17 protein-coding genes and 1 pseudogene are annotated in these 24,225 nt (G+C 56.0%); 12 read left to right on the plus strand and 6 right to left on the minus strand.

The genetic code is table 11. The annotated features are described in order from the left end of the window. The first annotated feature begins 88 nt into the window (after positions 1–88). Both macA and macB read left to right on the plus strand, forming a co-directional pair. Entirely contained in the window at positions 89–1,204 is a 1,116-nt protein-coding gene (gene macA / locus QLG09_RS07880) for a macrolide transporter subunit MacA (RefSeq protein ID WP_079231223.1), read from the plus strand. Beyond that, positions 1,201–3,141: a macrolide ABC transporter ATP-binding protein/permease MacB gene (gene macB / locus QLG09_RS07885; protein WP_020884837.1), complete on the plus strand. Its 1,941-nt coding sequence runs from the start codon at positions 1,201–1,203 to the stop codon at positions 3,139–3,141. The genes macA and macB overlap by 4 nt, the downstream gene beginning before the upstream one ends. A gap of 70 nt (positions 3,142–3,211) precedes the next feature. Here the strand turns inward: macB and cspD are convergent, their stop codons facing one another. Then, positions 3,212–3,433, minus strand: coding sequence for a cold shock-like protein CspD (cspD, locus tag QLG09_RS07890; RefSeq protein WP_008499993.1), 222 nt, complete (start codon positions 3,431–3,433; stop codon positions 3,212–3,214). A gap of 267 nt (positions 3,434–3,700) precedes the next feature. Between cspD and clpS the strand changes: the two genes are divergently transcribed. The 3 genes from clpS (at position 3,701) to QLG09_RS07905 (ending at position 7,151) form a co-directional block, all read left to right on the plus strand. Further along, positions 3,701–4,021, plus strand: a complete 321-nt coding sequence (gene clpS, locus QLG09_RS07895) for an ATP-dependent Clp protease adapter ClpS (RefSeq protein ID WP_006174393.1) — start codon at positions 3,701–3,703, stop codon at positions 4,019–4,021. Between the two features lie 28 nt (positions 4,022–4,049). Beyond that, on the plus strand, positions 4,050–6,329 hold the full coding sequence (gene clpA, locus QLG09_RS07900) for an ATP-dependent Clp protease ATP-binding subunit ClpA (protein WP_020884836.1): 2,280 nt from the start codon (positions 4,050–4,052) through the stop codon (positions 6,327–6,329). A 375-nt stretch (positions 6,330–6,704) separates the two neighbouring features. Next, on the plus strand, positions 6,705–7,151 hold the full coding sequence (locus QLG09_RS07905; RefSeq protein ID WP_079231221.1) for a hypothetical protein: 447 nt from the start codon (positions 6,705–6,707) through the stop codon (positions 7,149–7,151). A gap of 70 nt (positions 7,152–7,221) precedes the next feature. Here the strand turns inward: QLG09_RS07905 and infA are convergent, their stop codons facing one another. From infA to trxB, 5 genes are all read right to left on the minus strand, one after another. Next, complete coding sequence (gene infA / locus QLG09_RS07910) at positions 7,222–7,440, minus strand: translation initiation factor IF-1 (protein WP_002211347.1); 219 nt, start codon at positions 7,438–7,440, stop codon at positions 7,222–7,224. Between the two features lie 284 nt (positions 7,441–7,724). Then, on the minus strand, positions 7,725–8,429 hold the full coding sequence (aat, locus tag QLG09_RS07915; RefSeq protein WP_014169362.1) for a leucyl/phenylalanyl-tRNA--protein transferase: 705 nt from the start codon (positions 8,427–8,429) through the stop codon (positions 7,725–7,727). Positions 8,430–8,475: 46 nt separating this feature from the next. After that, positions 8,476–10,197 carry a cysteine/glutathione ABC transporter ATP-binding protein/permease CydC gene (gene cydC / locus QLG09_RS07920; RefSeq protein WP_079231220.1) on the minus strand — a complete coding sequence of 574 codons (1,722 nt, stop codon included), beginning with the start codon at positions 10,195–10,197 and terminating at the stop codon, positions 8,476–8,478. Then, entirely contained in the window at positions 10,197–11,963 is a 1,767-nt protein-coding gene (gene cydD, locus QLG09_RS07925; protein WP_079231219.1) for a cysteine/glutathione ABC transporter permease/ATP-binding protein CydD, read from the minus strand. The genes cydC and cydD overlap by 1 nt, the downstream gene beginning before the upstream one ends. 114 nt (positions 11,964–12,077) lie before the next feature. Then, positions 12,078–13,046 carry a thioredoxin-disulfide reductase gene (gene trxB, locus QLG09_RS07930; protein WP_025204565.1) on the minus strand — a complete coding sequence of 323 codons (969 nt, stop codon included), beginning with the start codon at positions 13,044–13,046 and terminating at the stop codon, positions 12,078–12,080. Between the two features lie 544 nt (positions 13,047–13,590). On the opposite strand from trxB, the gene lrp reads away from it, so the two are divergent. The 7 genes and pseudogenes from lrp to QLG09_RS07965 all read left to right on the plus strand — a co-directional run. Next, the gene (gene lrp, locus QLG09_RS07935; protein ID WP_000228469.1) at positions 13,591–14,085 is read left to right on the plus strand and encodes a leucine-responsive transcriptional regulator Lrp; all 495 of its coding nucleotides are present in this window, start codon (positions 13,591–13,593) and stop codon (positions 14,083–14,085) included. 135 nt (positions 14,086–14,220) lie between these two features. Continuing rightward, positions 14,221–18,018 carry a DNA translocase FtsK gene (gene ftsK, locus QLG09_RS07940; RefSeq protein ID WP_079231218.1) on the plus strand — a complete coding sequence of 1,266 codons (3,798 nt, stop codon included), beginning with the start codon at positions 14,221–14,223 and terminating at the stop codon, positions 18,016–18,018. Positions 18,019–18,145: 127 nt separating this feature from the next. Next, positions 18,146–18,760: an outer membrane lipoprotein chaperone LolA gene (gene lolA, locus QLG09_RS07945; protein WP_014169368.1), complete on the plus strand. Its 615-nt coding sequence runs from the start codon at positions 18,146–18,148 to the stop codon at positions 18,758–18,760. Between the two features lie 9 nt (positions 18,761–18,769). After that, a complete protein-coding gene (gene rarA, locus QLG09_RS07950) occupies positions 18,770–20,113 on the plus strand; it encodes a replication-associated recombination protein RarA (RefSeq protein ID WP_014169370.1) in 1,344 nt (447 codons plus the stop codon). Positions 20,114–20,205: 92 nt separating this feature from the next. Beyond that, on the plus strand, positions 20,206–21,498 hold the full coding sequence (gene serS, locus QLG09_RS07955; protein WP_008499983.1) for a serine--tRNA ligase: 1,293 nt from the start codon (positions 20,206–20,208) through the stop codon (positions 21,496–21,498). Between the two features lie 211 nt (positions 21,499–21,709). Then, positions 21,710–24,151 carry a dimethylsulfoxide reductase subunit A gene (gene dmsA / locus QLG09_RS07960; protein WP_282488808.1) on the plus strand — a complete coding sequence of 814 codons (2,442 nt, stop codon included), beginning with the start codon at positions 21,710–21,712 and terminating at the stop codon, positions 24,149–24,151. Positions 24,152–24,161: 10 nt separating this feature from the next. After that, positions 24,162–24,225: pseudogene (locus QLG09_RS07965) on the plus strand (dimethyl sulfoxide reductase subunit B); the annotation flags it as partial.

Genomic DNA, 24,225 nt, shown 5'->3' on the forward strand with positions numbered 1-24,225 from the left:
GGCGATTTCGGTGCGCGGGGGTTTCGTTGAGGAGTCGTTTAGATAGAATCAACGTTTATAATTGCCAGAACATTTATTTGGAATATTTATGAACCTCAAGGGAAAACGCAGAACGTGGTTTCTGCTGCTGGCGGTAATTGTTATCGGGGGAGGGTTCTGGCTATGGCAGATCCTGAATGCCCCTGTACCACAGTATCAAACACTGATTGTCCGTCCGGGCGAGCTGCAGCAAAACGTGCTGGCGACGGGAAAACTGGATGCCCTGCGCAAGGTTGACGTGGGTGCACAGGTAAGCGGTCAGTTGAAAACGCTCTCGGTTGAGATTGGCGACAAGGTGAAAAAAGCCCAGCTGCTGGGCGTTATCGATCCTGAGCAGGCGCAAAACCAGATCCGTGAGGTGGAAGCCACGCTCATGGAACTGCGTGCCCAGCGTGCACAGGCGCAGGCTGAGCGCAACCTGGCCCAGGTAACGTTAACGCGTCAGCAGGCGCTGGCCAAAACGCAGGCCATCTCGAAACAAGATTTAGACACGGCTGCCACCGAGCTGGCGGTTAAGCAGGCGCAGATCGGGACTATCGATGCGCAGATCAAGCGCAACCAGGCCTCGCTGGATACGGCCAAAACCAACCTCGACTATACGCAGATTGTGGCGCCCATGGCCGGGGAAGTGACTCAAATTACCACGCTGCAGGGGCAAACGGTGATTGCGGCGCAGCAGGCGCCCAACATTCTGACCCTGGCGGACATGAGCACCATGCTGGTGAAAGCCCAGGTCTCAGAGGCGGATGTTATTCATCTGAAGCCGGGGCAGAAAGCCTGGTTTACCGTCCTCGGCGATCCTCAGACGCGCTATGAAGGCGCGCTAAAAGACATTCTGCCGACGCCGGAAAAAGTGAACGATGCCATCTTCTACTATGCGCGCTTCGAGGTACCTAACCCGCAGGGCGTGTTGCGTCTGGACATGACCGCACAGGTGCACATTCAGCTTACCGGCGTGAAAAATGTGCTCACCATTCCTCTCTCTGCGCTGGGTGAATCCACCGGCGAGAGCCGCTATAAAGTGAAAGTGCTGCGCAACGGCGAAACGCGTGAGCGAGAAGTGGTCATTGGTGCACGTAATGACACCGACGTGGTGGTGGTCAAAGGGCTGGAAGAGGGTGAGGAGGTTGTCACCAGCGAAAGCCTGCCCGGAGCCGCTAAATGACGGCGTTGCTTGAGCTGAATGACATTCGTCGTAGCTATCCGTCGGGCGATGGCCCGGTTGAGGTGCTGAAGGGGATCACCCTGCGCGTCGAAGCGGGCGAGATGGTGGCGATTGTCGGTGCGTCCGGCTCCGGTAAATCGACGCTGATGAATATTCTCGGCTGTCTGGACAGACCCACCAGCGGCACCTATCGGGTGGCCGGAATGGATGTTTCCACGCTGGACGGTGACGCGCTGGCAAAACTGCGGCGGGAACATTTCGGTTTTATCTTCCAGCGTTACCATCTGCTCTCTCACCTGACGGCGGCGCAGAACGTCGAAGTGCCGGCGGTCTATGCCGGCGTCGAGCGGAAAAAACGCCTTGAGCGCGCCCAGATGCTGCTGACGCGTCTGGGGCTGGCGGAACGGGTGGAGTACCAGCCCTCGCAGCTTTCCGGCGGCCAGCAGCAGCGTGTCAGTATCGCACGCGCGCTGATGAACGGCGGTCAGGTGATCCTCGCAGATGAACCGACCGGGGCGCTCGACAGCCATTCGGGTGAAGAGGTGATGGCGATCCTTCACCAGCTTCGCGATCAGGGGCATACGGTCATCATCGTTACCCACGATCCGCAGGTGGCTGCACAGGCCGAGCGCATCATTGAGATCCGCGACGGAGAGCTGGTCAGCAACCCGCCGGCGCGACACGCCCGGGCGGCGGCGCCGAAAGAAGTCCTGCCGGCGTCAACCGGCTGGGGACAATTTTCCAGCGGGTTTCGTGAGGCGCTGACCATGGCCTGGCTGGCGATGGCCGCCAACAAAATGCGCACCCTGTTGACCATGCTGGGCATCATCATTGGTATCGCCTCGGTGGTGTCGATTGTGGTCGTGGGCGACGCGGCCAAACAGCTGGTGCTGGCGGATATTCGGGCCATCGGGACCAACACCATTGATGTCTATCCCGGCAAAGATTTTGGCGATGACGAGCCGCAGTATCAGCAGGCACTGAAGTATGACGATCTGGCGGCTATCCAGAAGCAGCCGTGGGTGAATTCGGCCACGCCGGCGGTCTCGCAAAACCTCCGTCTGCGGGTAGGCAATGTTGACGTTGCTGCCAGCGCCAACGGCGTCAGCGGCGATTACTTTAACGTCTATGGCATGACCTTCAGCGAAGGTGCCACCTTCAATGCCGAGCAGTTAGCGGGCCGGGCGCAGGTGGTGGTGCTTGATGCCAACTCGCGCCGGCAGCTCTTCCCCAATAAAACCAACGTGGTGGGCGAGGTTATCCTGGTCGGAAACATGCCTGCGACGGTGATTGGCGTGGCGGAAGAGAAACAGTCGATGTTTGGCAGCAGCAAGATCCTGCGCGTCTGGCTGCCCTATACCACTATCTCCGGGCGGATTATGGGGCAGTCCTGGCTGAACTCCATCACCGTTCGCGTGAAGGAGGGCTACGACAGCGCGCAGGCCGAGCAACAGCTGGAACGGCTGCTGACGTTGCGTCACGGGAAGAAAGATTTCTTCACCTGGAATATGGACGGTCTCTTGAAAACGGCGGAAAAGACCACACGTACTCTTCAGCTGTTCCTGACGCTGGTGGCGGTGATCTCGCTGGTGGTTGGCGGTATCGGGGTGATGAATATCATGCTGGTATCGGTCACGGAACGTACCCGGGAGATTGGCATCCGCATGGCCGTCGGTGCCAGAGCCAGCGATGTGCTGCAGCAATTTTTGATTGAAGCGGTGCTGGTGTGTCTGGTGGGCGGCGCGATGGGCATTGCGCTGTCGATGATGATCGCGTTTGCTCTGCAGCTTTTTTTACCCGGCTGGGAGATTGGTTTCTCGCCGGTGGCCATTCTTACCGCATTTTTGTGTTCGACTTTTACCGGTATTTTGTTTGGCTGGCTGCCTGCCCGCAATGCGGCGCGTCTGGATCCTGTGGATGCGTTGGCTCGCGAATAGGCTGAAAATAAAAATGCCAGCCGATCGGGCTGGCATTTTGACGGCGGGATGTACACAATAAAACAGAGAGCTATGCGACCGTTTCTGCTTCAATGGGTACGATCAGGCTTGCATGATTGCCTTTTGGTCCCTGGTGTACATCGAACCGGACGGACTGCCCGGCTTTGAGCGTTCTGTAACCATCCATCTGAATGGTGGAATAGTGAGCGAAGATATCCTCGCCGCCGCCTTCGGGGCAGATGAAGCCAAACCCTTTGGCGTTGTTGAACCACTTAACAGTACCCATTTCCATGCTTCGACATCCTTCGTAAATCTTATAAGTTAAGATGGAATGAACCGGTGGTGGAGTGGGGGCTGTTCAAAACCTCGCCATCTCACGCTTGTACAATTTAGAGAAACGAAAGAAGTCGTCAAGCGTTTGGCGCTTGAGATGGGACAATAATCAACCAAAGTTTGAAGCAGTTAACGCTATTGCAACAGTTTGTGACAGACATCGCGGATGACAGTAATAGATGATTGTTATCTAACATCTGAGGTAGATTCAAAGTGGTTATGCAAAATGGGTAAGACCAACGACTGGCTGGATTTTGACCAGCTGGCGGAAGATAAAGTGCGTGACGCGCTAAAACCGCCATCTATGTATAAAGTTATGTTAATGAACGATGATTACACGCCGATGGAATTTGTTATTGACGTGCTACAAAAGTTCTTTTCTTATGATGTAGAACGTGCAACGCAACTGATGCTTACCGTTCATTATCGTGGCAAAGCTATCTGCGGCATCTTTACCGCCGAAGTGGCGGAGACCAAAGTCGCGATGGTGAACGATTATGCGAGGGAGAACGAGCATCCGTTGCTGTGTACGCTGGAAAAGGCCTGATAAGGCATAAAATTTGGGGGAGGTGCCTATGCTCAATCAAGAACTGGAACTCAGTTTAAATATGGCTTTCGCCAGAGCGCGTGAGCACCGACATGAGTTTATGACCGTCGAGCATTTACTGCTCGCACTGCTTAGCAACCCATCTGCCCGCGAAGCGCTGGAAGCCTGCTCCGTGGATCTGGTGGCGCTACGTCAGGAACTCGAAGCCTTCATCGAACAAACCACACCGGTGCTGCCAGCCAGTGAAGAAGAGCGCGACACGCAGCCGACGCTCAGCTTCCAGCGCGTGTTGCAGCGTGCGGTCTTCCACGTCCAGTCTTCCGGGCGTAGCGAAGTGACGGGCGCAAATGTGCTGGTCGCCATCTTCAGCGAGCAGGAGTCACAGGCTGCCTACCTGCTGCGCAAACATGAAGTCAGCCGACTCGACGTGGTTAACTTTATCTCTCACGGAACGCGTAAAGACGAGCCGAACCAGGCATCGGATTCCAGCAATCAGGTCAATAACAATGAAGAGCAAGCAGGCGGGGAGGATCGTATGGAAAACTTCACCACCAATCTCAACCAGCTTGCTCGCGTTGGCGGTATTGATCCGCTGATTGGTCGCGATAAAGAGCTGGAGCGCGCGATCCAGGTATTGTGCCGTCGCCGCAAGAACAACCCGCTGCTGGTGGGTGAATCTGGTGTCGGTAAAACCGCGATTGCCGAGGGTCTCGCCTGGCGTATTGTGCAGGGTGACGTACCGGAAGTGATTGCCGATTGCACCATCTACTCGCTGGATATTGGCTCGCTGCTGGCGGGCACTAAATACCGCGGCGATTTTGAAAAACGCTTTAAGGCGCTTTTGAAACAGCTCGAGCAGGACACCAACAGCATTCTGTTTATCGATGAGATCCACACCATCATCGGTGCCGGTGCGGCCTCGGGTGGTCAGGTGGATGCCGCTAACCTGATTAAACCGCTGCTCTCCAGCGGTAAGATCCGCGTGATTGGCTCTACAACGTATCAGGAGTTCAGCAACATCTTTGAGAAAGATCGTGCCCTGGCGCGTCGTTTCCAGAAAATCGATGTGACTGAACCTTCTGTTGAAGAAACCGTGCAGATCATCAACGGTCTGAAACCGAAGTACGAAGCACACCACGATGTGCGTTATACCGCCAAAGCGGTGCGTGCGGCGGTGGAGCTGGCGGTGAAATACATCAACGATCGTCATCTGCCGGATAAGGCCATTGACGTGATTGATGAGGCAGGGGCGCGTGCGCGTCTGATGCCAGCCAGCAAGCGTAAGAAAACCGTTAACGTGGCGGATATCGAGACCGTGGTGGCCCGTATCGCGCGTATCCCTGAGAAGAGCGTTTCTCAGAGCGACCGTGACACGCTGCGCACCCTTGGCAATCGCCTGAAAATGCTGGTCTTTGGGCAGGATAAAGCCATTGAGGCGTTAACCGAAGCCATCAAGATGGCCCGTGCCGGACTGGGGCATGAACATAAGCCTGTCGGTTCCTTCCTGTTCGCCGGTCCGACCGGTGTGGGGAAAACCGAGGTAACGGTTCAGCTCTCCAAAGCGCTGGGCATTGAGCTGCTGCGTTTTGATATGTCCGAGTACATGGAGCGTCACACCGTCAGCCGTTTGATTGGTGCGCCTCCGGGCTATGTGGGCTTTGACCAGGGCGGTCTGTTAACTGACGCGGTTATAAAGCATCCGCACGCGGTACTGCTGCTCGATGAAATTGAGAAAGCGCACCCGGACGTGTTCAACATCTTGCTGCAGGTGATGGACAACGGGACGCTGACCGATAACAACGGGCGCAAGGCGGACTTCCGCAACGTAGTGCTGGTAATGACCACCAACGCCGGTGTACGTGAAACGGAGCGCAAATCTATCGGCCTTATCCATCAGGATAACAGCACCGATGCGATGGAAGAGATCAAGAAGATCTTTACGCCGGAGTTCCGTAACCGTCTGGACAACATTATCTGGTTCGATCACCTCTCTACCGAGGTAATCCATCAGGTAGTGGATAAGTTCATCGTCGAACTGCAGGTTCAGCTGGATCAGAAAGGCGTGTCGCTGGAAGTGAGCCAGGAGGCCCGCAACTGGCTGGCTGAAAAAGGCTACGACCGTGCGATGGGGGCCCGTCCAATGGCGCGCGTGATTCAGGACAACCTGAAGAAACCGCTGGCGAACGAGCTGCTGTTTGGCTTGCTGGTAGACGGCGGTCAGGTGACGGTCGCGCTGGACCAGGAGAAGAATGAGCTGACGTACGATTTCCAGAGTGCGCAGAAGCACAAGCCGGAAGCGGCTCACTGATTTCCAGCATTAGTCTTAAAAACCGGGCAATTCACTGCCCGGTTTTTTTATGCCTGCCCGCACCGAAACTTTGCGAGGTGCTTTCCATATTTTCATCTCACTCATTGCTGTATAAATTCACAGTCCTAGAATGGCGGCGCACCTGCAAAATCAGGTGTCAGGATTGGCGTCCTGAAAGTGTGTGAGCAGCACCATTGCTGCAGGCTTCGTTCGCCCTAAGGAAAAGGGTATAATTCTGCATCTGGCGGGCGAATCGGAAGCTTCTTTTGAAGCGCCAGTAGCACACACACTGGTACGCCAATTCCTTTTCGTCCGCCGCCAGCGAATCTGGCGTTTCCTGCGGTGGTAACTCAACGTGTGTGAAGGTATTACCCAATGAATACAGAAAACTCTTTCTCCCAGCTCTACAGCGAACTCTCACTCAACCCCGATCTCCCGACCCTGGCCGGGCGCTGCATGCTGCTCACCGAAATTCTGCTGGACTGCAACGCCCACCCGCAAACGCAACCCGTGTGCCGCTGTTTAGGCGCGTATCTGGAAGAAGTCAAAGCCGGACTCACAGAATCAATGCGTGATTTTCAGATAGTGGAATTTGATGAGGACGCTGAACCACCGCGACAAAAAGCGTGGCTTCTGGAAGATACCGAAACAAAGTGCGACTACTGCCGGGCAGTAAACCACGTGCTGCTGGTGTCCCATTTTGATCGGGATATGCTGCCGCACCTGACGGGATTGCTGCATGAGATGGCGCATTCCATGGCCGGGGATTTAATCACGCCGGCGCAGCCCCGCATGACAATACATCTTCCTGCCCGGCATTAAGCCGTTAAATAAAAAAGGCCGGGGTTAACCCGACCTTTATATATTCATCTGCCATTACAGGCGAAAACAATTAGCGACTACGGAAGACAATGCGGCCTTTGCTCAGGTCGTACGGGGTCAGTTCAACAGTCACTTTGTCGCCCGTTAAAATGCGGATGTAGTTTTTGCGCATTTTACCGGAGATGTGCGCAGTTACCACGTGACCGTTTTCCAGCTCTACGCGAAACATGGTGTTAGGCAACGTATCAAGTACGGTACCCTGCATTTCAATATTGTCTTCTTTGGCCATCTAATCCTCTGGGGTATCACTACCAAGTTTTGAACCGGCAAGATAATGCCGAAATTCATCAATTAAGTAAAGAATTGCGCGTTTAAAACGCAGCAAAATAGTTTCGGCGCATTGCCCAAGCGTCACGGTACAACCGAACGGAAAGCGCATTCGTAAAGGGGAAACAACAGGATAAACGTCAGGACGTTATCTGAAGCGGAGGACCCAAACGGCGGCGAGGCAACAGGCAGAACCTACTCTGCGGCATAATTATAACACCCTCACAAAAAATATGCGGAAAACATTTAGGCATTGGGCATAAAGAGCGTTCTTGGTACCCAGAAGTCTCGCGGCAGCTTCTCCTGACGGCAAACGTCCAGATGTTCTATGTAGTGGCGGCGGGGGATTTCAACCGCACCGAGTGAGGCCGTATGCTCATTGAGGACCTGGCAATCCATCAGTTTTCCGCCGCGCTGGGCAAACTCCTGGCAGAAGATCAGCAGCGCGGTTTTCGAGGCATTCACGGCACGGGAGAACATCGATTCGCCGCAAAACAGCGTCCCCTGCGCAACGCCATACATCCCGCCGACGAGTTCACCGTCTTGCCAGACTTCAATGGAGTGCGCGAAACCCAGCTCATGCAGCTGGTGATAGGCGGTAATGATATCGCGGGTGATCCAGGTTCCTTCATGACGGTCTTCGGCACAGCCTTCAATGACCTGACCGAAGGCATGATTCAGGGTGACGCGGTAGGGTGATTTCGCATGGAAACGCTTCATGCTGCGGCTCAGGTGAAACTGCGCCGGCCACAGCACGGCACGGGGATCGGGCGACCACCATAAAATCGGGTCGCCGGGTGAAAACCACGGGAAAATGCCACGCTGGTAAGCCATCAAAAGCCGCGCAGGACTGAGGTCGCCGCCAAGGGCCAGCAGCCCATTAGGTTCACGCAGCGCTCCCTCTGGCGAAGGGAACGCGATGTTATGACGAGAAAGCTGGACCAGGCGCATGACAGCAGAACTCCAATACGCGAGTTAGGATCGGTACAAATATAGTCTACAGACGCTGTTTAAACTGGTAGTAGCGACCTTGTTTCGCCAACAGTTCTGTGTGACTACCTTGCTCAATAATATGTCCGTTGTCCATCACAATTATCTGATCAAAACTCGCCAGCCCGCGCAGGCGGTGGGTGACCATCAGCACGGTTTTTCCGGTCATAACATGGGCCAGTAAATCAAGGATTTGGCTCTCGGTTGTTGCGTCCAGCCCTTCGGTGGGTTCATCAAGCAGCATCAGTGGCGCATCGTGCAACAACGCGCGTGCAATCGCCAGACGGCGCAACTCACCGCCGGAGAGCTGACGACCGCCTTCCCCGAGCCAGCCGTTCAGCCCGTCGTTCTCAAGCAGTTTTTGCAGCCCAACCTGCTCCAGCATGGCGCGCAGATCATCGTCGGAGGCCTGAGGTGCCGCGAGCAGCAGGTTATCACGCAGCGTCGCGCTGAAGAGGTGCACGCGCTGCGGAACCACGCTCACGGTCTTGCGCAGCGTCTGTTCGCTGAAGTCGGTCAGCGGCGTATCGTTAAACCGAATCTGACCGTGCTGCGGATCCCAGGCGCGGGTCAGCAACTGAAGAAGGGTGGATTTACCGCAACCGGTACGACCGAGGAGCGCAATCCGCTGGCCTGCTTTAACAGACAGCGTGATCCCTTCCAGCGCGTTCTGCGCCTGTTTTTCATAGGCAAAGGTGACGTTATCCAGGGTCAGCGCAACCTGCGTCGGCACGGCGGTCTGAGCGCCGCTGAACGTAACTTCCGGCTCCTGCTCGGCAATCTGGGTGATGCGCAGGGCAGAAGCGATGACCTGCCCAAGATGCTGGAAGGCGCCCGTCACCGGGGCCAGCGCTTCAAACGCGGCCAGGGCGCAGAAAACGAAGAGGGCAATCAGAGGGCCGGGCTGGGTATTCCCGCCTACGCCACCTGAAGCCATCCACAGCATGGCGATGACCGCCATGCCGCCGATTAACATCATCAGCGCCTGGGAGAATGCCGTCAGCTCCGACTGGCGGCGCTGGGCTTCATGCCAGTTCAGCTCAGTGCTTTCCATTTGACTGCGATAACGCGTGCTGGCACCAAAAATGGTCAGTTCCGCCTGTCCCTGCAGCCAGGATGTCAGCTGCTGTCGGTAGTCGCCGCGCAGTCGCGTCAGGTTCTCGCCAGTGGATTTACCTGCACGATAAAACAGCGGTGGCAGGATAATCAGCGTCAGCAGCATAATGCCACCCAGCGTGAGCGCAACGGGAACGTCCAGAACCGACAACCCCAGCGTGACCACCACAATCACCACAAACGCCCCCACGATGGGTGAGATGACGCGCAGGTAAAGGTGATCCAGCGTGTCGACATCGGCTACGACACGGTTGAGTAACTCACCCTGACGAAAACGCGCCAGCCCGGCAGGGGAGAGGGGTAACAGTTTGCTGAAGGTATAAATGCGCAGGTGCTGTAGCACGCGGAAAGTGGCGTCGTGGCTGACCAGACGCTCAAAATAACGTCCGGCAGTACGCGTGATTGCGGTGCCGCGAACGCCTGCCGCCGGAAGCATATAGTTAAAGCTGTATAAACCCGCGAACCCCGCGACGGCCGAAGCGGACAAGAACCAGCCGGAGAGCGTAAGCAGACCGATACTGGCAAGCAGGGTAACAATCGCCAGCACAATGCCCAGCAGCAGCATCCATTTATGGCGTTTATAGAGCGCAAGATAGGGAAGCAGAGCACGCATCAGATATCCTCCTGACGGTTTGCCAGCAGGGTGGCAAACGGGCCCTGCGCGGCAACGAGAGAGGCGTAATCGCCTTGCTCAACAATATGACCATTTTCCATGACCCAGATCTGATCCCAGTCAGCAATACCTTCCAGCTGATGGGTGACCATCAGGGTGGTCTGCTGCCGCGAGGCCGCATTCAGGGCATCCATGACGCGTTGCTCACTGTGTGCGTCAAGGCTCGCTGCTGGCTCGTCGAGCAGCATGAGCTGGCATGGGTTAAGCAGCGCGCGGGCAACCGCCACACGCTGGGCCTGACCGACTGACAGGCCGGCAGACTGGTCACCGACAACGGTATCGACACCCTGCGGAAGCTGCGGCAGAAACTCGCTGACCCCGGCGCGGTCGAGAACGGATTGCAGTTCATCGTCACGTGCATCCGGGCGAGCCAGCAGCACATTGTCTCGCAGCGTGGCGGCAGGAAGCTGAGGGTTTTGTCCCACCCAGCTAAGCTGTTTACGCCAGGCAAGCGGATCGAGATCGCGCAGTTCAGTTTGGTTGATCCGCAGCGATCCGGTGTAGGCCATAAAACCCGATAGCGCATTGAGCAGAGAGCTTTTCCCTGAACCACTGATGCCTACGAGCACCACACGTTTTCCGGCCGGAAGGGTAAAGTTAAGCGGGCCTGCCAGCACGTTGCCTTCAGGTGACAGAATGGAGAAATCACGCGCTTCAAGGATAACCGGCTCTTTGGCGTTCAGGGTCACGTCACCGCGTTCCGGATGCGCCAGTGGCGTTTCCATAAACGTCTTCAGGCTGTCAGCCGCGCCCACGGCCTGCGCTTTTGCATGATAGAAGGTGCCCAGATCGCGAAGCGGCTGGAAAAATTCGGGGGCCAGTATCAGCGCAAGGAAACCGGCTGAAAGGGTCACAGCCGTGCCGTAGTGGCCAAAATCCAGCGCGCCGAGATACGAGAAGCCAAAGTAGACCGCCACAAGTGCAATCGAAAGCGAGGTAAAGAATTCGAGTACGCCGGAGGAGAGGAACGCCAGACGTAACACTTCCATGGTGCGCTGACGGAAATCCTGCGATGCGAGGCGGATATTTTCAGTTTCCGCTTCACCGCGGCCAAAAATGCGCAACGTTTCCATGCCGCGCAGACGGTCAAGGAAATGGCCGCTTAAGCGACCCAGAGCCAGAAAGTTACGTCGGTTAGCGTCCGCGGCACCCATGCCCACCAGCGCCATAAACAGCGGGATCAGCGGGGCTGTGCCCAGGAGGATCAGTGCCGCCATCCAGTTGACCGGGAAGATGGCGATGACAATCAGCAACGGAACGAAGACGGCTAGCGCCATCTGTGGCAGATAGCGCGCATAATAGTCATGCATATCGTCAATCTGCTCAAGGATCAGCGTCGCCCAGCTTCCCGCGGGTTTACCCTGGATCCACGCCGGACCGGCCTCCTGAAGGCGGTCAAGCACCTGACGGCGGATCTCATAGCGGATATGCTGTCCGGCGTGAAAACCCACGCGCTCACGCAGCCAGACCACCCAGGCACGAAGAACAAAAATCAGGATCAGGACGATAAAGGGCAACAGGAGCGCTTCGCGCGGAATGTTCTCCATGATCATGTGATTAAGAATGCGGGCCAGCAGCCATGCCTGGGCAACAATCAACAGACCACTGACAAACCCCAGAAAACGGGAGATTGTTAGCCAGCGGCGGGAAAGAACGCTTTGCTGTTTCAGCCAGCGTGTTAACTCTTGTTGACGGGTTTTTTCCATTGCGTACTTAGCAGGTGACGTTATTAGAAGTTGGGCAGCGCAATGTTACAACGGAGAGACAATAAAGGCGACTTATCGCCGCCTTTATTTACGTTTGTTACTGACTTGTAAAGATTATTTACCTTGTTCCGCCAGCCCGTCGAGGTAGCGTTCAGCGTCCAGCGCGGCCATACAGCCGGTGCCAGCAGAGGTGATCGCCTGACGGTAGATATGGTCCATCACATCGCCTGCAGCGAATACGCCAGGAATGCTGGTCTGGGTCGCGTTGCCGTGAATACCGGACTGCACTTTGATGTAGCCGTTTTCCAGCTCCAGTTGCCCCTCGAAAATCGCGGTGTTCGGGCTGTGACCGATCGCCACAAACAGACCCGCCACTTCCAGCGTTTCGACGTTATCGGTGTTCTGGGTATCACGAATACGCAGACCGGCAACGCCCATCTGATCGCCCGTGACTTCTTCCAGGGTACGGTTGGTGTGCAGCACGATATTGCCACTCGCCACTTTATCCATCAGACGTTTGATCAGGATCTTCTCTGCGCGGAAGGTGTCACGACGGTGGATCAAGTGCACTTCAGAGGCGATGTTCGCCAGATAAAGGGCTTCTTCCACGGCAGTGTTGCCGCCACCGATAACCGCCACTTTCTGGTTGCGATAGAAGAAACCATCGCAGGTTGCGCAGGCGGAAACGCCACGGCCTTTGAATGCTTCTTCAGACGGCAGACCGAGGTAACGGGCAGAAGCGCCGGTCGCGATGATCAGCGCATCACAGGTGTACTCGCCGCTGTCGCCCGTCAGACGGAACGGACGGTTCTGCAGGTCAACCTTGTTGATATGATCGAACAGAATTTCGGTTTCGAATTTCGTCGCATGCTCGTGCATACGCTCCATCAGCAGCGGCCCGGTCAGGTCGTTCGGGTCGCCTGGCCAGTTTTCCACTTCCGTGGTGGTGGTCAGCTGACCGCCTTTTTCCATGCCGGTAATCAGAACCGGTTGCAGGTTAGCGCGTGCAGCATAGACCGCCGCGGTATATCCCGCAGGTCCAGAACCAAGAATTAGCAGCTTACTGTGTTTGGCCGTGCCCATGAGATCCCCATTGTTGTTGGCAGACATTTGGCTGGATTGTAGGGAATTTGTTGCCGTAAAAAAAGAGCGCAGCAATTTTGATATCGATATGTGCAATAGCCAGCGACGATGAATTAAGCGCTATAACATCACGCTTTGCGCCGAAATTCGCTCGTTTGTACGGCAATAAAATGAGGATTAATACCCTGCCGTAATGAATATCCGGCATGTTGTACTAAAAATCGATGTTTTGCTTTGACAATCCCCTGCGCTTTTGCGAAAACATTCAAGGAAGAAAAAAAACCGCGTTAACCGCATGCCGCATAGGCATGCACGTAAATGCCATTTTTACCGGGTCAGTGAAATCTACGCATGGCGTGGACAGACGCCATGCGTGATATCGGTGACTGCCTTCGGGCAACGGTCTTCTTACCAACAGAACCCGAATCCGCATCGCGTCTAATACATAACCAGGCGATGTGATGACTAACGGGTACAGGCTCTGAACAGTGATGTGCACAGGGTCCAGGCAGGAGTAGGGAAGGAATACAGAGAGACAATAATAATGGTAGATAGCAAGAAGCGCCCTGGCAAAGATCTCGACCGTATCGATCGTAACATTCTTAATGAATTGCAAAAGGATGGGCGTATTTCCAACGTCGAGCTTTCAAAACGTGTGGGACTTTCCCCGACGCCGTGCCTTGAGCGTGTGCGCCGACTGGAAAGACAGGGTTTCATTCAGGGCTATACGGCTCTGTTGAACCCGCATTATCTGGATGCCTCACTTCTGGTATTTGTTGAGATTACTCTGAATCGTGGTGCGCCGGATGTGTTTGAGCAATTTAACGCCGCTGTACAAAAACTTGAAGAAATTCAAGAGTGTCATCTGGTATCCGGTGATTTCGACTACCTGTTGAAAACCCGTGTGCCTGATATGTCCGCCTACCGTAAGCTGCTGGGTGAAACCCTGCTGCGTCTGCCGGGCGTGAATGACACCCGTACCTATGTGGTGATGGAAGAAGTCAAACAGAGCAATCGTCTGGTTATTAAGACGCGCTAACACGGAACAGGTGCAAAATCAGTGTAGTTTGATTACACTCCTGTTAATCCATACAGCAACAGTGCCGGGGATACCCGGCGCTGTTGTCCGTTTTAGCAAACAGGCAGGATATGCCTGATACCTGGAGAGCCTTTCTTGAGCCAGGAATACACTGAAGACAAAGAAGTCACATTATCGAAGCTAAGCAGCGGACGTCGTCTCCTCGAGGCTTTGCTGATTGTTATTGCCCTTTTTGCCGTCTGGCTGATGGCAGCCCTACTCAGTTTCAACCCCTCAGATCCCAGTTGGTCACAAACCGCCTGGCATGAGCCTATCCATAACTTAGGCGGTGTTCCCGGCGCCTGGCTTGCAGATACGCTCTTCTTCATTTTCGGGGTGATGGCCTACACCCTTCCCGTCATTATCATTGGCGGATGCTGGTTTGCCTGGCGCCATCGTCAAAACGATGACTATATCGACTATTTCGCGGTGTCGCTGCGCCTGATTGGCGCACTGGCGCTGATCCTCACCTCGTGTGGGCTGGCGGCTATCAACGCCGATGATATCTGGTATTTCGCCTCTGGCGGGGTGATCGGCAGCCTGTTGAGCTCTGCGCTACAGCCCATGCTTCACAGCAGCGGTGGCACGCTTGCGTTGCTCTGCATCTGGGCGGCAGGACTGACGCTGTTCACCGGCTGGTCGTGGGTGAGCATCGCCGAGAAGATCGGCAGCTTTATCCTCACCCTCCTGACCTTCGCCAGCAACCGTACCCGTCGCGACGATACGTGGGTTGACGAAGATGAATATGAAGACGAGTACGAAGAGGAAGACGATGCTCCCGTTCAGCGTCGCGAATCTCGTCGTGCCCGCATTATGCGCGGCGCGCTGGCGCGTCGTCAGCGTGTTGCCGAGAAATTTGCCAACCCGCTAGGCCGTAAAACCGATGCGGCGCTCTTCTCCGGCAAACGCATGGATGAAGACGATCAGGTTGAATATCGTGCAGCCGGTGCGGCTGTCGATCCAAACGATGTGCTCTTCTCCGGCAACCGTGCCACGCCGGGAGCGTTTGATGAATACGACCCGCTGTTAAATGGCCACTCCGTGACCGAGCCGGTCGCTGCAGCGGCCGCCGCCACTACGGCTTCACAGGCGTATGCCGCTCCAGCCGATGCGGTGATGCCTTCAGCACCGGTTCCACCACCCGAATCCGCCATTCAGCAACCTCAGGTGGAGTGGCAAACCGCCCCTGGCGTTCATACGCCTGAGCCGGTTATTGCGCCAGAGCCAGAGAGCTATATTCCTGTCCAGCAGGAAGCCTGGCAGCAGCCTTATCAGCCGGAGCCGGCATATGAGCCTCAGGGATATCCGCAGTACGCGCAGCCTGCCGCACAGCCACATCAGGAGTACGTGCCGGAGCCGGTTGAACCTGAACAGCCATACGTAGCGCCTCAGCCGGAGGCTGACGTGGTGGAAGAGGCGAAACCGTCTCGTCCGCCATTGTACTATTTTGAAGAGGTCGAAGAGCGTCGTGCCCGCGAGCGTGAACAGCTGGCGGCCTGGTATCAGCCTGTGCCTGAACCGGTGCAGGAGCCTGTAACCAAAGCACCTTCTGTTTCGGTTCCTCCGGTTGATCCAACGCCTGCCGTTGCACCTGTTGCTGAAAGCGTGAAGCAGGCTACAGCGGCAGCCGCCGCGGCTGCCCCGGTCTTTAGCCTCGCCACAGGCGGTGCGCCACGTCCACAGGTGAAAGAGGGCATTGGCCCGCAGTTACCTCGCCCAAACCGTGTCCGCGTGCCAACGCGGCGTGAGCTGGCCTCCTACGGTATCAAGCTGCCTTCTCAGCGTATGGCTGAGGAAAAAGCGCGCGAGAATGAGTATGAAGATGACGTTGATGAAATGCATCAGGATGAACTGGCGCGCCAGTTCGCCGCGCAGCAGCATCAGCGCTATGGCGAAGAATACCAGCATGAAGTGCATCATCCACAAGACGAAGATGACGCGGCTGAGGCGGAATTAGCGCGCCAGTTCGCGGCCACGCAGCAGCAGCGTTATGCCGGAGAGCAGCCCGCCGGAGCGAATCCGTTCTCGCTGTCGGATTTTGAATTCTCGCCAATGAAAGATCTGGTGGATGATGGCCCGAGCGAGCCGCTGTTCACGCCGAGCGTGATGCCGGACGCTGAACCGACGCGTCCGCAGACTGCGCCAGCGCCGCAGGCGTATGCACAGCCGCAACAACCGGCACCGCAGGCGTATGCACAGCCGCAACAACCTGCACCGCAGGCATTTGCACAGCCGCAACAACCAGCGCCGCAAGCGTATGCTCAGCAGCAGCAACCGGCGCCGCAGGCTTACGCGCAACCGCAGCAGCCACCACAGCCGCCGCAGTTCCAGCAGCCTCAGGCACAGCCGCAGGAGAGTCTCATTCACCCGCTGCTGATGCGTAACGGCGACAGCCGTCCGTTGCAGCGTCCAAGCACGCCTCTGCCGTCGCTGGATCTGTTAACCCCACCGCCGGCTGAAGTCGAGCCGGTCGATACCTTTGCTCTTGAGCAGATGGCTCGTCTGGTGGAAGCGCGTCTGGCGGACTTCCGTATCAAGGCTGATGTGGTCAACTACTCCCCAGGGCCGGTGATCACTCGCTTCGAACTTAATCTGGCACCAGGCGTAAAAGCCGCGCGTATTTCTAACCTTTCCCGTGACCTGGCGCGGTCTCTGTCGACCGTGGCGGTGCGTGTTGTAGAGGTTATTCCGGGTAAACCTTATGTCGGTCTTGAACTGCCGAATAAGAAACGTCAGACCGTTTACCTGCGCGAAGTCCTGGATAACGCGAAGTTCCGCGATAACCCGTCACCGCTGAGCGTGGTTCTGGGTAAAGATATTGCGGGCGAGCCGGTGGTGGCCGATCTGGCAAAAATGCCTCACCTGCTGGTGGCAGGTACCACCGGCTCCGGTAAATCCGTCGGTGTGAACGCCATGATCCTCAGCATGCTCTATAAAGCGCAGCCGGAAGATGTCCGTTTCATCATGATCGACCCGAAAATGCTGGAACTGTCGGTCTATGAAGGTATCCCGCATCTGCTGACAGAAGTGGTTACCGACATGAAAGACGCGGCCAATGCCCTGCGCTGGAGCGTGAATGAGATGGAGCGTCGCTACAAGCTGATGTCTGCGCTGGGCGTGCGTAACCTTGCCGGTTATAACGAGAAAATCGCCGAAGCGGCACGGATGGGCCGTCCGATTCCGGACCCTTACTGGAAACCGGGCGACAGCATGGATGCCCAACATCCGGTGCTGGAAAAACTGCCTTACATCGTCGTGCTGGTGGATGAATTCGCTGACCTGATGATGACCGTCGGTAAAAAAGTGGAAGAGCTGATTGCACGTCTGGCGCAGAAAGCACGTGCGGCCGGCATCCACCTGGTTCTGGCGACGCAGCGTCCGTCTGTGGACGTCATTACGGGTCTGATCAAAGCGAACATTCCAACCCGTATCGCGTTTACCGTATCGAGCAAAATTGACTCGCGAACTATTCTCGACCAGGGTGGCGCGGAGTCGCTGCTGGGTATGGGGGACATGCTTTACTCTGGCCCGAACTCCACCTCTCCGGTGCGTGTTCACGGCGCATTTGTTCGCGACCAGGAAGTTCACGCCGTGGTGCAGGACTGGAAAGCGCGCGGTCGTCCGCAATATGTTGATGGCATTACCTCCGACAGCGAAAGCGAAGGCGGCGGTGGTGGCCTGGACGGCGGCGAGGAGCTGGATCCGTTATTCGACCAGGCGGTTAACTTCGTCACCGAAAAACGTAAAGCCTCTATCTCGGGTGTGCAGCGTCAGTTCCGCATCGGCTACAACCGCGCAGCGCGCATCATCGAGCAGATGGAAGCGCAGGGCATTGTGAGCGAGCAGGGGCACAACGGTAACCGTGAGGTGCTGGCGCCGCCGCCGTTTGATTAACCTTCAGTGATTGCAAAGAAGGGTAAATCAGCCAAAATTAAGCATTTTCTTCTGTCGCCTGCCTTCGGGCAGGTACACAATAGAGGGCAGAACCCCATATCGGGATGACGTATTTTAAGGAATAACAATGAAAAAAATCGCAATCGCCTGTGCATTACTCACCAGTTTTGTCGCCAGCAGCGTCTGGGCTGATGCAGCCAGCGACCTTAAAAGCCGACTGGATAAAGTGAGCAGTTTCCACGCCAGCTTCACGCAAAAAGTGACTGACGGCAGTGGCAATGCGGTGCAGGAAGGTCAGGGGGATTTGTGGGTAAAACGCCCGAATCTGTTTAACTGGCATATGACTCAGCCGGATGAGAGCATCCTGGTTTCTGACGGTAAGACCCTGTGGTTCTACAACCCGTTTGTCGAGCAGGCTACCGCGACCTGGCTGAAAGACGCGACCAGCAATACGCCTTTCATGCTGATTGCGCGTAACCAGTCCAGCGACTGGCAGCAGTACAATATCAAACAGAATGGTGATGAGTTTGTTCTGACGCCGAAAGGCAGCAATGGCAACCTGAAACAGTTCACCATCAACGTGAGCACCAACGGAACCATTAATCAGTTTGGTGCGGTTGAGCAGGACGACCAGCGTAGCAGCTACCAGCTCAAGACCCAGCAAAACGGCGCGGTTGACGCGTCTAAATTCACCTTTACCCCGCCGCAGGGCGTAACGGTGGACGATCAGCGCAACAAGTAAGAGGCATGAGTGAGCAATCTGTCGCTCGATTTTTCTGAGAATGCGTTTCAACCTCTGGCCGCTCGTATGCGGCCAGAAAATTTAGCGCAGTACATCGGCCAGCAACACCTGCTGGCTGCGGGGAAACCCTTGCCGCGTGCCATTGAGGCCGGGCATCTGCACTCCATGATCCTCTGGGGCCCACCCGGTACAGGCAAAACCACACTCGCGGAAGTTATCGCCCGCTATGCTAACGCGGATGTCGAGCGCATCTCGGCGGTCACGTCCGGCGTGAAGGAGATCCGCGAGGCGATTGAACGTGCGCGGCAGAACCGCAATGCCGGGCGACGTACCATTCTCTTTGTCGACGAAGTTCACCGTTTCAATAAAAGCCAGCAGGATGCTTTCCTGCCGCACATTGAAGACGGCACCATTTTCTTCATCGGTGCCACCACCGAAAACCCGTCGTTTGAACTCAATTCCGCACTGCTTTCCCGTGCACGTGTTTACCTGCTCAAATCCCTGACCGTGGAGGATATTGAACAGGTTCTCACGCAGGCGATGAACGATAACGCGCGCGGCTACGGCGGGCAGGATATCGTTCTGCCTGACGACACGCGCCGGGCGATCGCTGAGCTGGTTAACGGCGACGCCCGCCGGGCACTCAATACGCTGGAAATGATGGCCGATATGGCCGAAGTGGATGCGTCCGGCAAACGGGTACTGAAACCGGCGTTGCTCACTGAAATCGCCGGGGAGCGCAGCGCGCGTTTCGACAATAAAGGCGATCGGTTTTACGATCTGATTTCGGCACTGCATAAGTCCGTGCGCGGCAGCGCGCCCGATGCGGCGCTTTACTGGTATGCCCGCATTATCACCGCCGGTGGCGATCCGCTGTATGTGGCCCGTCGCTGCCTGGCGATTGCCTCTGAAGATGTCGGGAATGCCGACCCGCGCGCCATGCAGGTGGCTATTTCGGCCTGGGACTGCTTTACCCGCGTCGGGCCTGCTGAAGGCGAGCGTGCTATCGCTCAGGCGATTGTTTATCTGGCCTGCGCACCGAAAAGTAACGCTGTCTATACCGCCTTTAAAGCGGCCATGTCCGACGCCCGTGAACGCCCGGATTATGACGTGCCGGTTCATCTGCGCAATGCGCCGACCAAACTGATGAAAGAGATGGGGTATGGGCAGGAATACCGCTACGCCCACGACGAACCCAATGCCTACGCCGCCGGGGAGGAATATTTCCCGCAGGAGATGGCACAAACCCGCTATTATCACCCCACAAACAGAGGTCTTGAAGGCAAGATTGGCGAAAAGCTCGCCTGGCTCGCCGGACAGGATCAAAATAGCCCTATAAAACGCTACCGTTAGTGCGATCGTTGCGGTAATGTTGGCAATGTATCCCTGTGGCCGCAGGCTGTGGTCACATTTTCCTATTTTAATTCGATAAGCACAGGATAAGCATGCTCGATCCCAATCTGCTGCGTAATGAGCCAGACGCAGTCGCTGAAAAACTGGCACGCCGGGGCTTTAAGCTGGATGTAGATAAGCTGCGCGCTCTTGAAGAGCGTCGTAAAGTTCTGCAGGTACAAACTGAAAATCTGCAGGCAGAGCGTAATTCTCGATCGAAATCCATCGGCCAGGCGAAAGCGCGCGGGGAAGACATTGAGCCATTACGCCTGGAAGTGAACAAACTGGGTGAAGAGCTGGATCAGGCGAAAGCGGAGCTGGATGTGCTTCAGGCCGAGATCCGTGATATCGCGCTGGCGATCCCGAACATTCCTGACGATAGCGTACCTGTCGGTAAAGATGAAAACGACAACGTTGAAGTGAAACGCTGGGGCACGCCTCGCGAGTTCGACTTCGAGGTTCGCGATCATGTGACCCTGGGCGAAATGCATGCCGGCCTGGACTTTGCGGCCGCAGTTAAGCTGACCGGTTCTCGCTTCGTTGTGATGAAAGGCCAGATTGCTCATCTGCATCGCGCTCTGGCGCAGTTTATGCTGGATCTGCACACCGAGCAGCACGGTTACAGCGAAACCTACGTCCCGTATCTGGTTAACCACGATACGCTGTACGGTACTGGCCAGCTGCCAAAATTTGCCGGCGATCTGTTCCACACCCGTCCGCTGGACGAGGAAGCTGACAGCAGCAACTACGCGCTGATCCCAACTGCGGAAGTGCCGCTGACTAACCTCGTGCGTGATGAGATCATCGACGAAGACGACCTGCCAATCAAACTGACAGCACACTCTCCGTGCTTCCGTTCTGAAGCGGGTTCTTACGGTCGCGACACCCGCGGTCTGATCCGTATGCACCAGTTCGACAAAGTAGAGATGGTGCAGATTGTCCGCCCGGAAGAGTCGATGGACGCGCTGGAAGAGATGACCGGCCACGCTGAGAAAGTGCTGGAGCTGCTGGGTCTGCCGTACCGTCGTATGGCGCTGTGCACCGGTGATATGGGCTTTGGTGCCTGCAAAACCTTCGACCTGGAAGTCTGGGTTCCTGCGCAGAATACCTACCGTGAAATCTCCTCCTGCTCTAACGTCTGGGATTTCCAGGCGCGTCGTATGCAGGCACGTTGCCGCAGCAAGTCTGACAAGAAAACCCGTCTGGTGCATACCCTGAACGGTTCTGGTCTGGCTGTCGGTCGTACACTGGTTGCCGTGCTGGAAAACTATCAGCAGGCGGACGGTCGTATTGAGATCCCTGAAGTGCTGCGTCCGTACATGAAAGGCCAGCAGTACATCGGTTAATGATTTGACGTGAAACAAAAAAGCGCCTCAGGGCGCTTTTTTTATACCTTAGAATTGATACGACGCAATAACCCCTCCCTCCAAAGTAGTAATACTCCTCCGAATGAAAGTCAGCATAAAAAACCAATAACGAAGTCATTCGTTATATATAAAACTATATAGCGGCTTATGCCGCCTCTCTTTTCTTTGTGAGCAACCAAAGTGAGTCTCTATGAAAATCAAAGCGCCTGAAGCGTTAATGGCTGCCGAGGTCACTCGCCGTGGGTTGATGAAAACCACGGCAATTGGTGGTCTGGCCGTTGCCAGCAGCGCCTTTACGCTCCCTTTTTCTCGTCTGGTGTCGGCGGCGGATGCACTGTCCCCGACCACCCCGGAAAAAGTGGTGTGGAGTGCCTGTACCGTAAACTGCGGTAGCCGTTGTCCACTGCGTATGCATGTGGTGGATGGTGAGATTAAATATGTCGAAACCGATAATACCGGGGACGATAACTACGAGGGGTTACATCAGGTCCGCGCCTGCCTGCGCGGCCGTTCAATGCGTCGTCGCGTTTATAACCCGGACCGGCTGAAGTACCCGATGAAGCGCGTTGGCAAGCGTGGAGAAGGGAAGTTCGAGCGCATTAGCTGGGATGAAGCCTACGACCTCATCGCGACGAACATGCAGCGTCTGATCAAAGACTACGGCAACGAATCCATCTATCTGAACTATGGCACCGGGACGCTCGGCGGCACGCTGACCCGCTCCTGGCCACCGGGGAAAACGCTGGTGGCCCGTCTGATGAACTGCTGCGGCGGTTATCTGAACCATTATGGCGACTACTCTTCGGCGCAGATTGCCGCCGGTCTGAACTACACCTACGGTGGCTGGGCTGACGGTAACAGCCCGTCTGATATCGAAAACAGTAAGCTGGTGGTGCTGTTCGGTAACAACCCGGGTGAAACGCGCATGAGCGGTGGCGGGGTAACGTACTACCTCGAACAGGCGCGCGCCAAATCGAATGCCCGCATGATTATTATCGACCCGCGCTATACCGACACCGGAGCAGGGCGTGAAGATGAGTGGATCCCGATTCGTCCTGGCACCGATGCTGCGCTGGTCTCCGCGCTGGCGTGGGTGATGATCACTGAAAATCTGGTCGATCAGCCGTTCCTCGATAAATACTGCGTCGGTTATGACGAGAAAACATTGCCAGCCAGCGCGCCGGCTAATGGCCACTATAAGGCCTATATTCTCGGTCAGGGCAGCGACGGTATTGCCAAAACGCCGGAATGGGCGTCCACCATCACGGGAATTCCGGTAGACCGTATTGTTCAACTGGCACGCGAGATTGGCTCGGCTAAACCGGCCTATATTAGTCAGGGCTGGGGTCCACAGCGTCATGCGAACGGTGAAATTGCCACCCGTGCCATTTCGATGCTCGCCATTCTGACGGGTAACGTGGGCATTCATGGCGGTAACACCGGTGCGCGTGAAGGCTCCTATGAAGTGCCATTTGAACGTATGCCGACGCTGGAAAACCCGGTTCAGACCAGTATCTCCATGTTTATGTGGACTGATGCCATTGAACGCGGCCCGGAAATGACTGCGCTGCGTGACGGCGTGCGGGGTAAGGACAAACTGGATGTCCCGATCAAAATGATCTGGAACTACGCCGGAAACTGTCTCATCAACCAGCACTCTGAAATTAACCGCACCCATGAAATCCTGCAGGATGACAAGAAGTGCGAGATGATTGTGGTGATCGACTGCCACATGACTTCTTCGGCAAAATATGCCGATATTATTCTCCCGGACTGCACGGCCTCTGAGCAGATGGATTTCGCGCTGGATGCCTCCTGCGGCAACATGTCCTATGTCATCTTTACCGATCAGGCCATTAAACCTCGCTTTGAGTGCAAAACCATCTATGAGATGACCTCTGAGCTGGCGAAACGTCTTGGCGTTGAGCAGCAATTTACCGAGGGGCGCACGCAGGAAGGGTGGATGCGTCATCTGCATGAACTCTCTCGCAAAGCGATCCCTGACCTCCCGGATTTCGATACCTTCCGTGAGCAGGGGATGTACAAACAGCGTGATCCGGAAGGCCACCACGTGGCGTACAAAGCTTTCCGTGACGATCCGCAGGCCAATCCGCTAACCACGCCATCGGGCAAAATTGAAATTTATTCAGAAGAGCTGGCAAAAATTGCCTCTACCTGGGAGTTGCCGGAAGGGGATGTTATCGATCCGCTGCCGATCTACACGCCGGGCTTTGAAAACTACAACGATCCGCTGACCGCGAAATTCCCGCTGCAGTTGACCGGCTTCCACTACAAAGCACGTGTTCACTCTACCTATGGCAACGTCGACGTACTGAAAGCTGCCTGCCGTCAGGAGATGTGGATTAACCCGATGGATGCCAAAGCCCGTGGGATCAGCAATGGCGACCGCGTGCGCATCTTTAACGGTCGCGGTGAGGTACACATTGAAGCCAAGGTGACTCCGCGCATGATGCCTGGCGTTGTCGCGCTGGGGGAAGGGGCCTGGTATAGCCCGGATGCGAATCGCATCGACCAGGCAGGCAGTATTAACGTACTGACCACGCAGCGTCCGTCGCCACTGGCGAAGGGCAACCCGTCCCACACGAACCTTGTTCAGGTTGAAAAGGTGTAAGGAGTAACCGATGACAACCCAGTATGGATTTTTTATTGATTCCAGCCGCTGCACCGGGTGCAAAACCTGCGAGC

The organism is Enterobacter sp. V89_11 (assembly GCF_029967775.1).
GTDB lineage: Bacteria > Pseudomonadota > Gammaproteobacteria > Enterobacterales > Enterobacteriaceae > Enterobacter > Enterobacter ludwigii.

What these genes read in the sequence shown, in the direction of transcription:
- infA (WP_002211347.1), bottom strand. Translation starts at nt 7,440, where the DNA reads ATGGCCAAAGAAGACAATATTGAAATGCAGGGTACCGTACTTGATACG.
- aat (WP_014169362.1), bottom strand. Translation starts at nt 8,429, where the DNA reads ATGCGCCTGGTCCAGCTTTCTCGTCATAACATCGCGTTCCCTTCGCCA.
- trxB (WP_025204565.1), bottom strand. Translation starts at nt 13,046, where the DNA reads ATGGGCACGGCCAAACACAGTAAGCTGCTAATTCTTGGTTCTGGACCT.
- QLG09_RS07905 (WP_079231221.1), top strand. Translation starts at nt 6,705, where the DNA reads ATGAATACAGAAAACTCTTTCTCCCAGCTCTACAGCGAACTCTCACTC.
- cspD (WP_008499993.1), bottom strand. Translation starts at nt 3,433, where the DNA reads ATGGAAATGGGTACTGTTAAGTGGTTCAACAACGCCAAAGGGTTTGGC.
- lolA (WP_014169368.1), top strand. Translation starts at nt 18,146, where the DNA reads ATGAAAAAAATCGCAATCGCCTGTGCATTACTCACCAGTTTTGTCGCC.
- serS (WP_008499983.1), top strand. Translation starts at nt 20,206, where the DNA reads ATGCTCGATCCCAATCTGCTGCGTAATGAGCCAGACGCAGTCGCTGAA.
- lrp (WP_000228469.1), top strand. Translation starts at nt 13,591, where the DNA reads ATGGTAGATAGCAAGAAGCGCCCTGGCAAAGATCTCGACCGTATCGAT.
- macB (WP_020884837.1), top strand. Translation starts at nt 1,201, where the DNA reads ATGACGGCGTTGCTTGAGCTGAATGACATTCGTCGTAGCTATCCGTCG.
- clpS (WP_006174393.1), top strand. Translation starts at nt 3,701, where the DNA reads ATGGGTAAGACCAACGACTGGCTGGATTTTGACCAGCTGGCGGAAGAT.
- cydC (WP_079231220.1), bottom strand. Translation starts at nt 10,197, where the DNA reads ATGCGTGCTCTGCTTCCCTATCTTGCGCTCTATAAACGCCATAAATGG.
- cydD (WP_079231219.1), bottom strand. Translation starts at nt 11,963, where the DNA reads ATGGAAAAAACCCGTCAACAAGAGTTAACACGCTGGCTGAAACAGCAA.
- clpA (WP_020884836.1), top strand. Translation starts at nt 4,050, where the DNA reads ATGCTCAATCAAGAACTGGAACTCAGTTTAAATATGGCTTTCGCCAGA.
- dmsA (WP_282488808.1), top strand. Translation starts at nt 21,710, where the DNA reads ATGAAAATCAAAGCGCCTGAAGCGTTAATGGCTGCCGAGGTCACTCGC.
- macA (WP_079231223.1), top strand. Translation starts at nt 89, where the DNA reads ATGAACCTCAAGGGAAAACGCAGAACGTGGTTTCTGCTGCTGGCGGTA.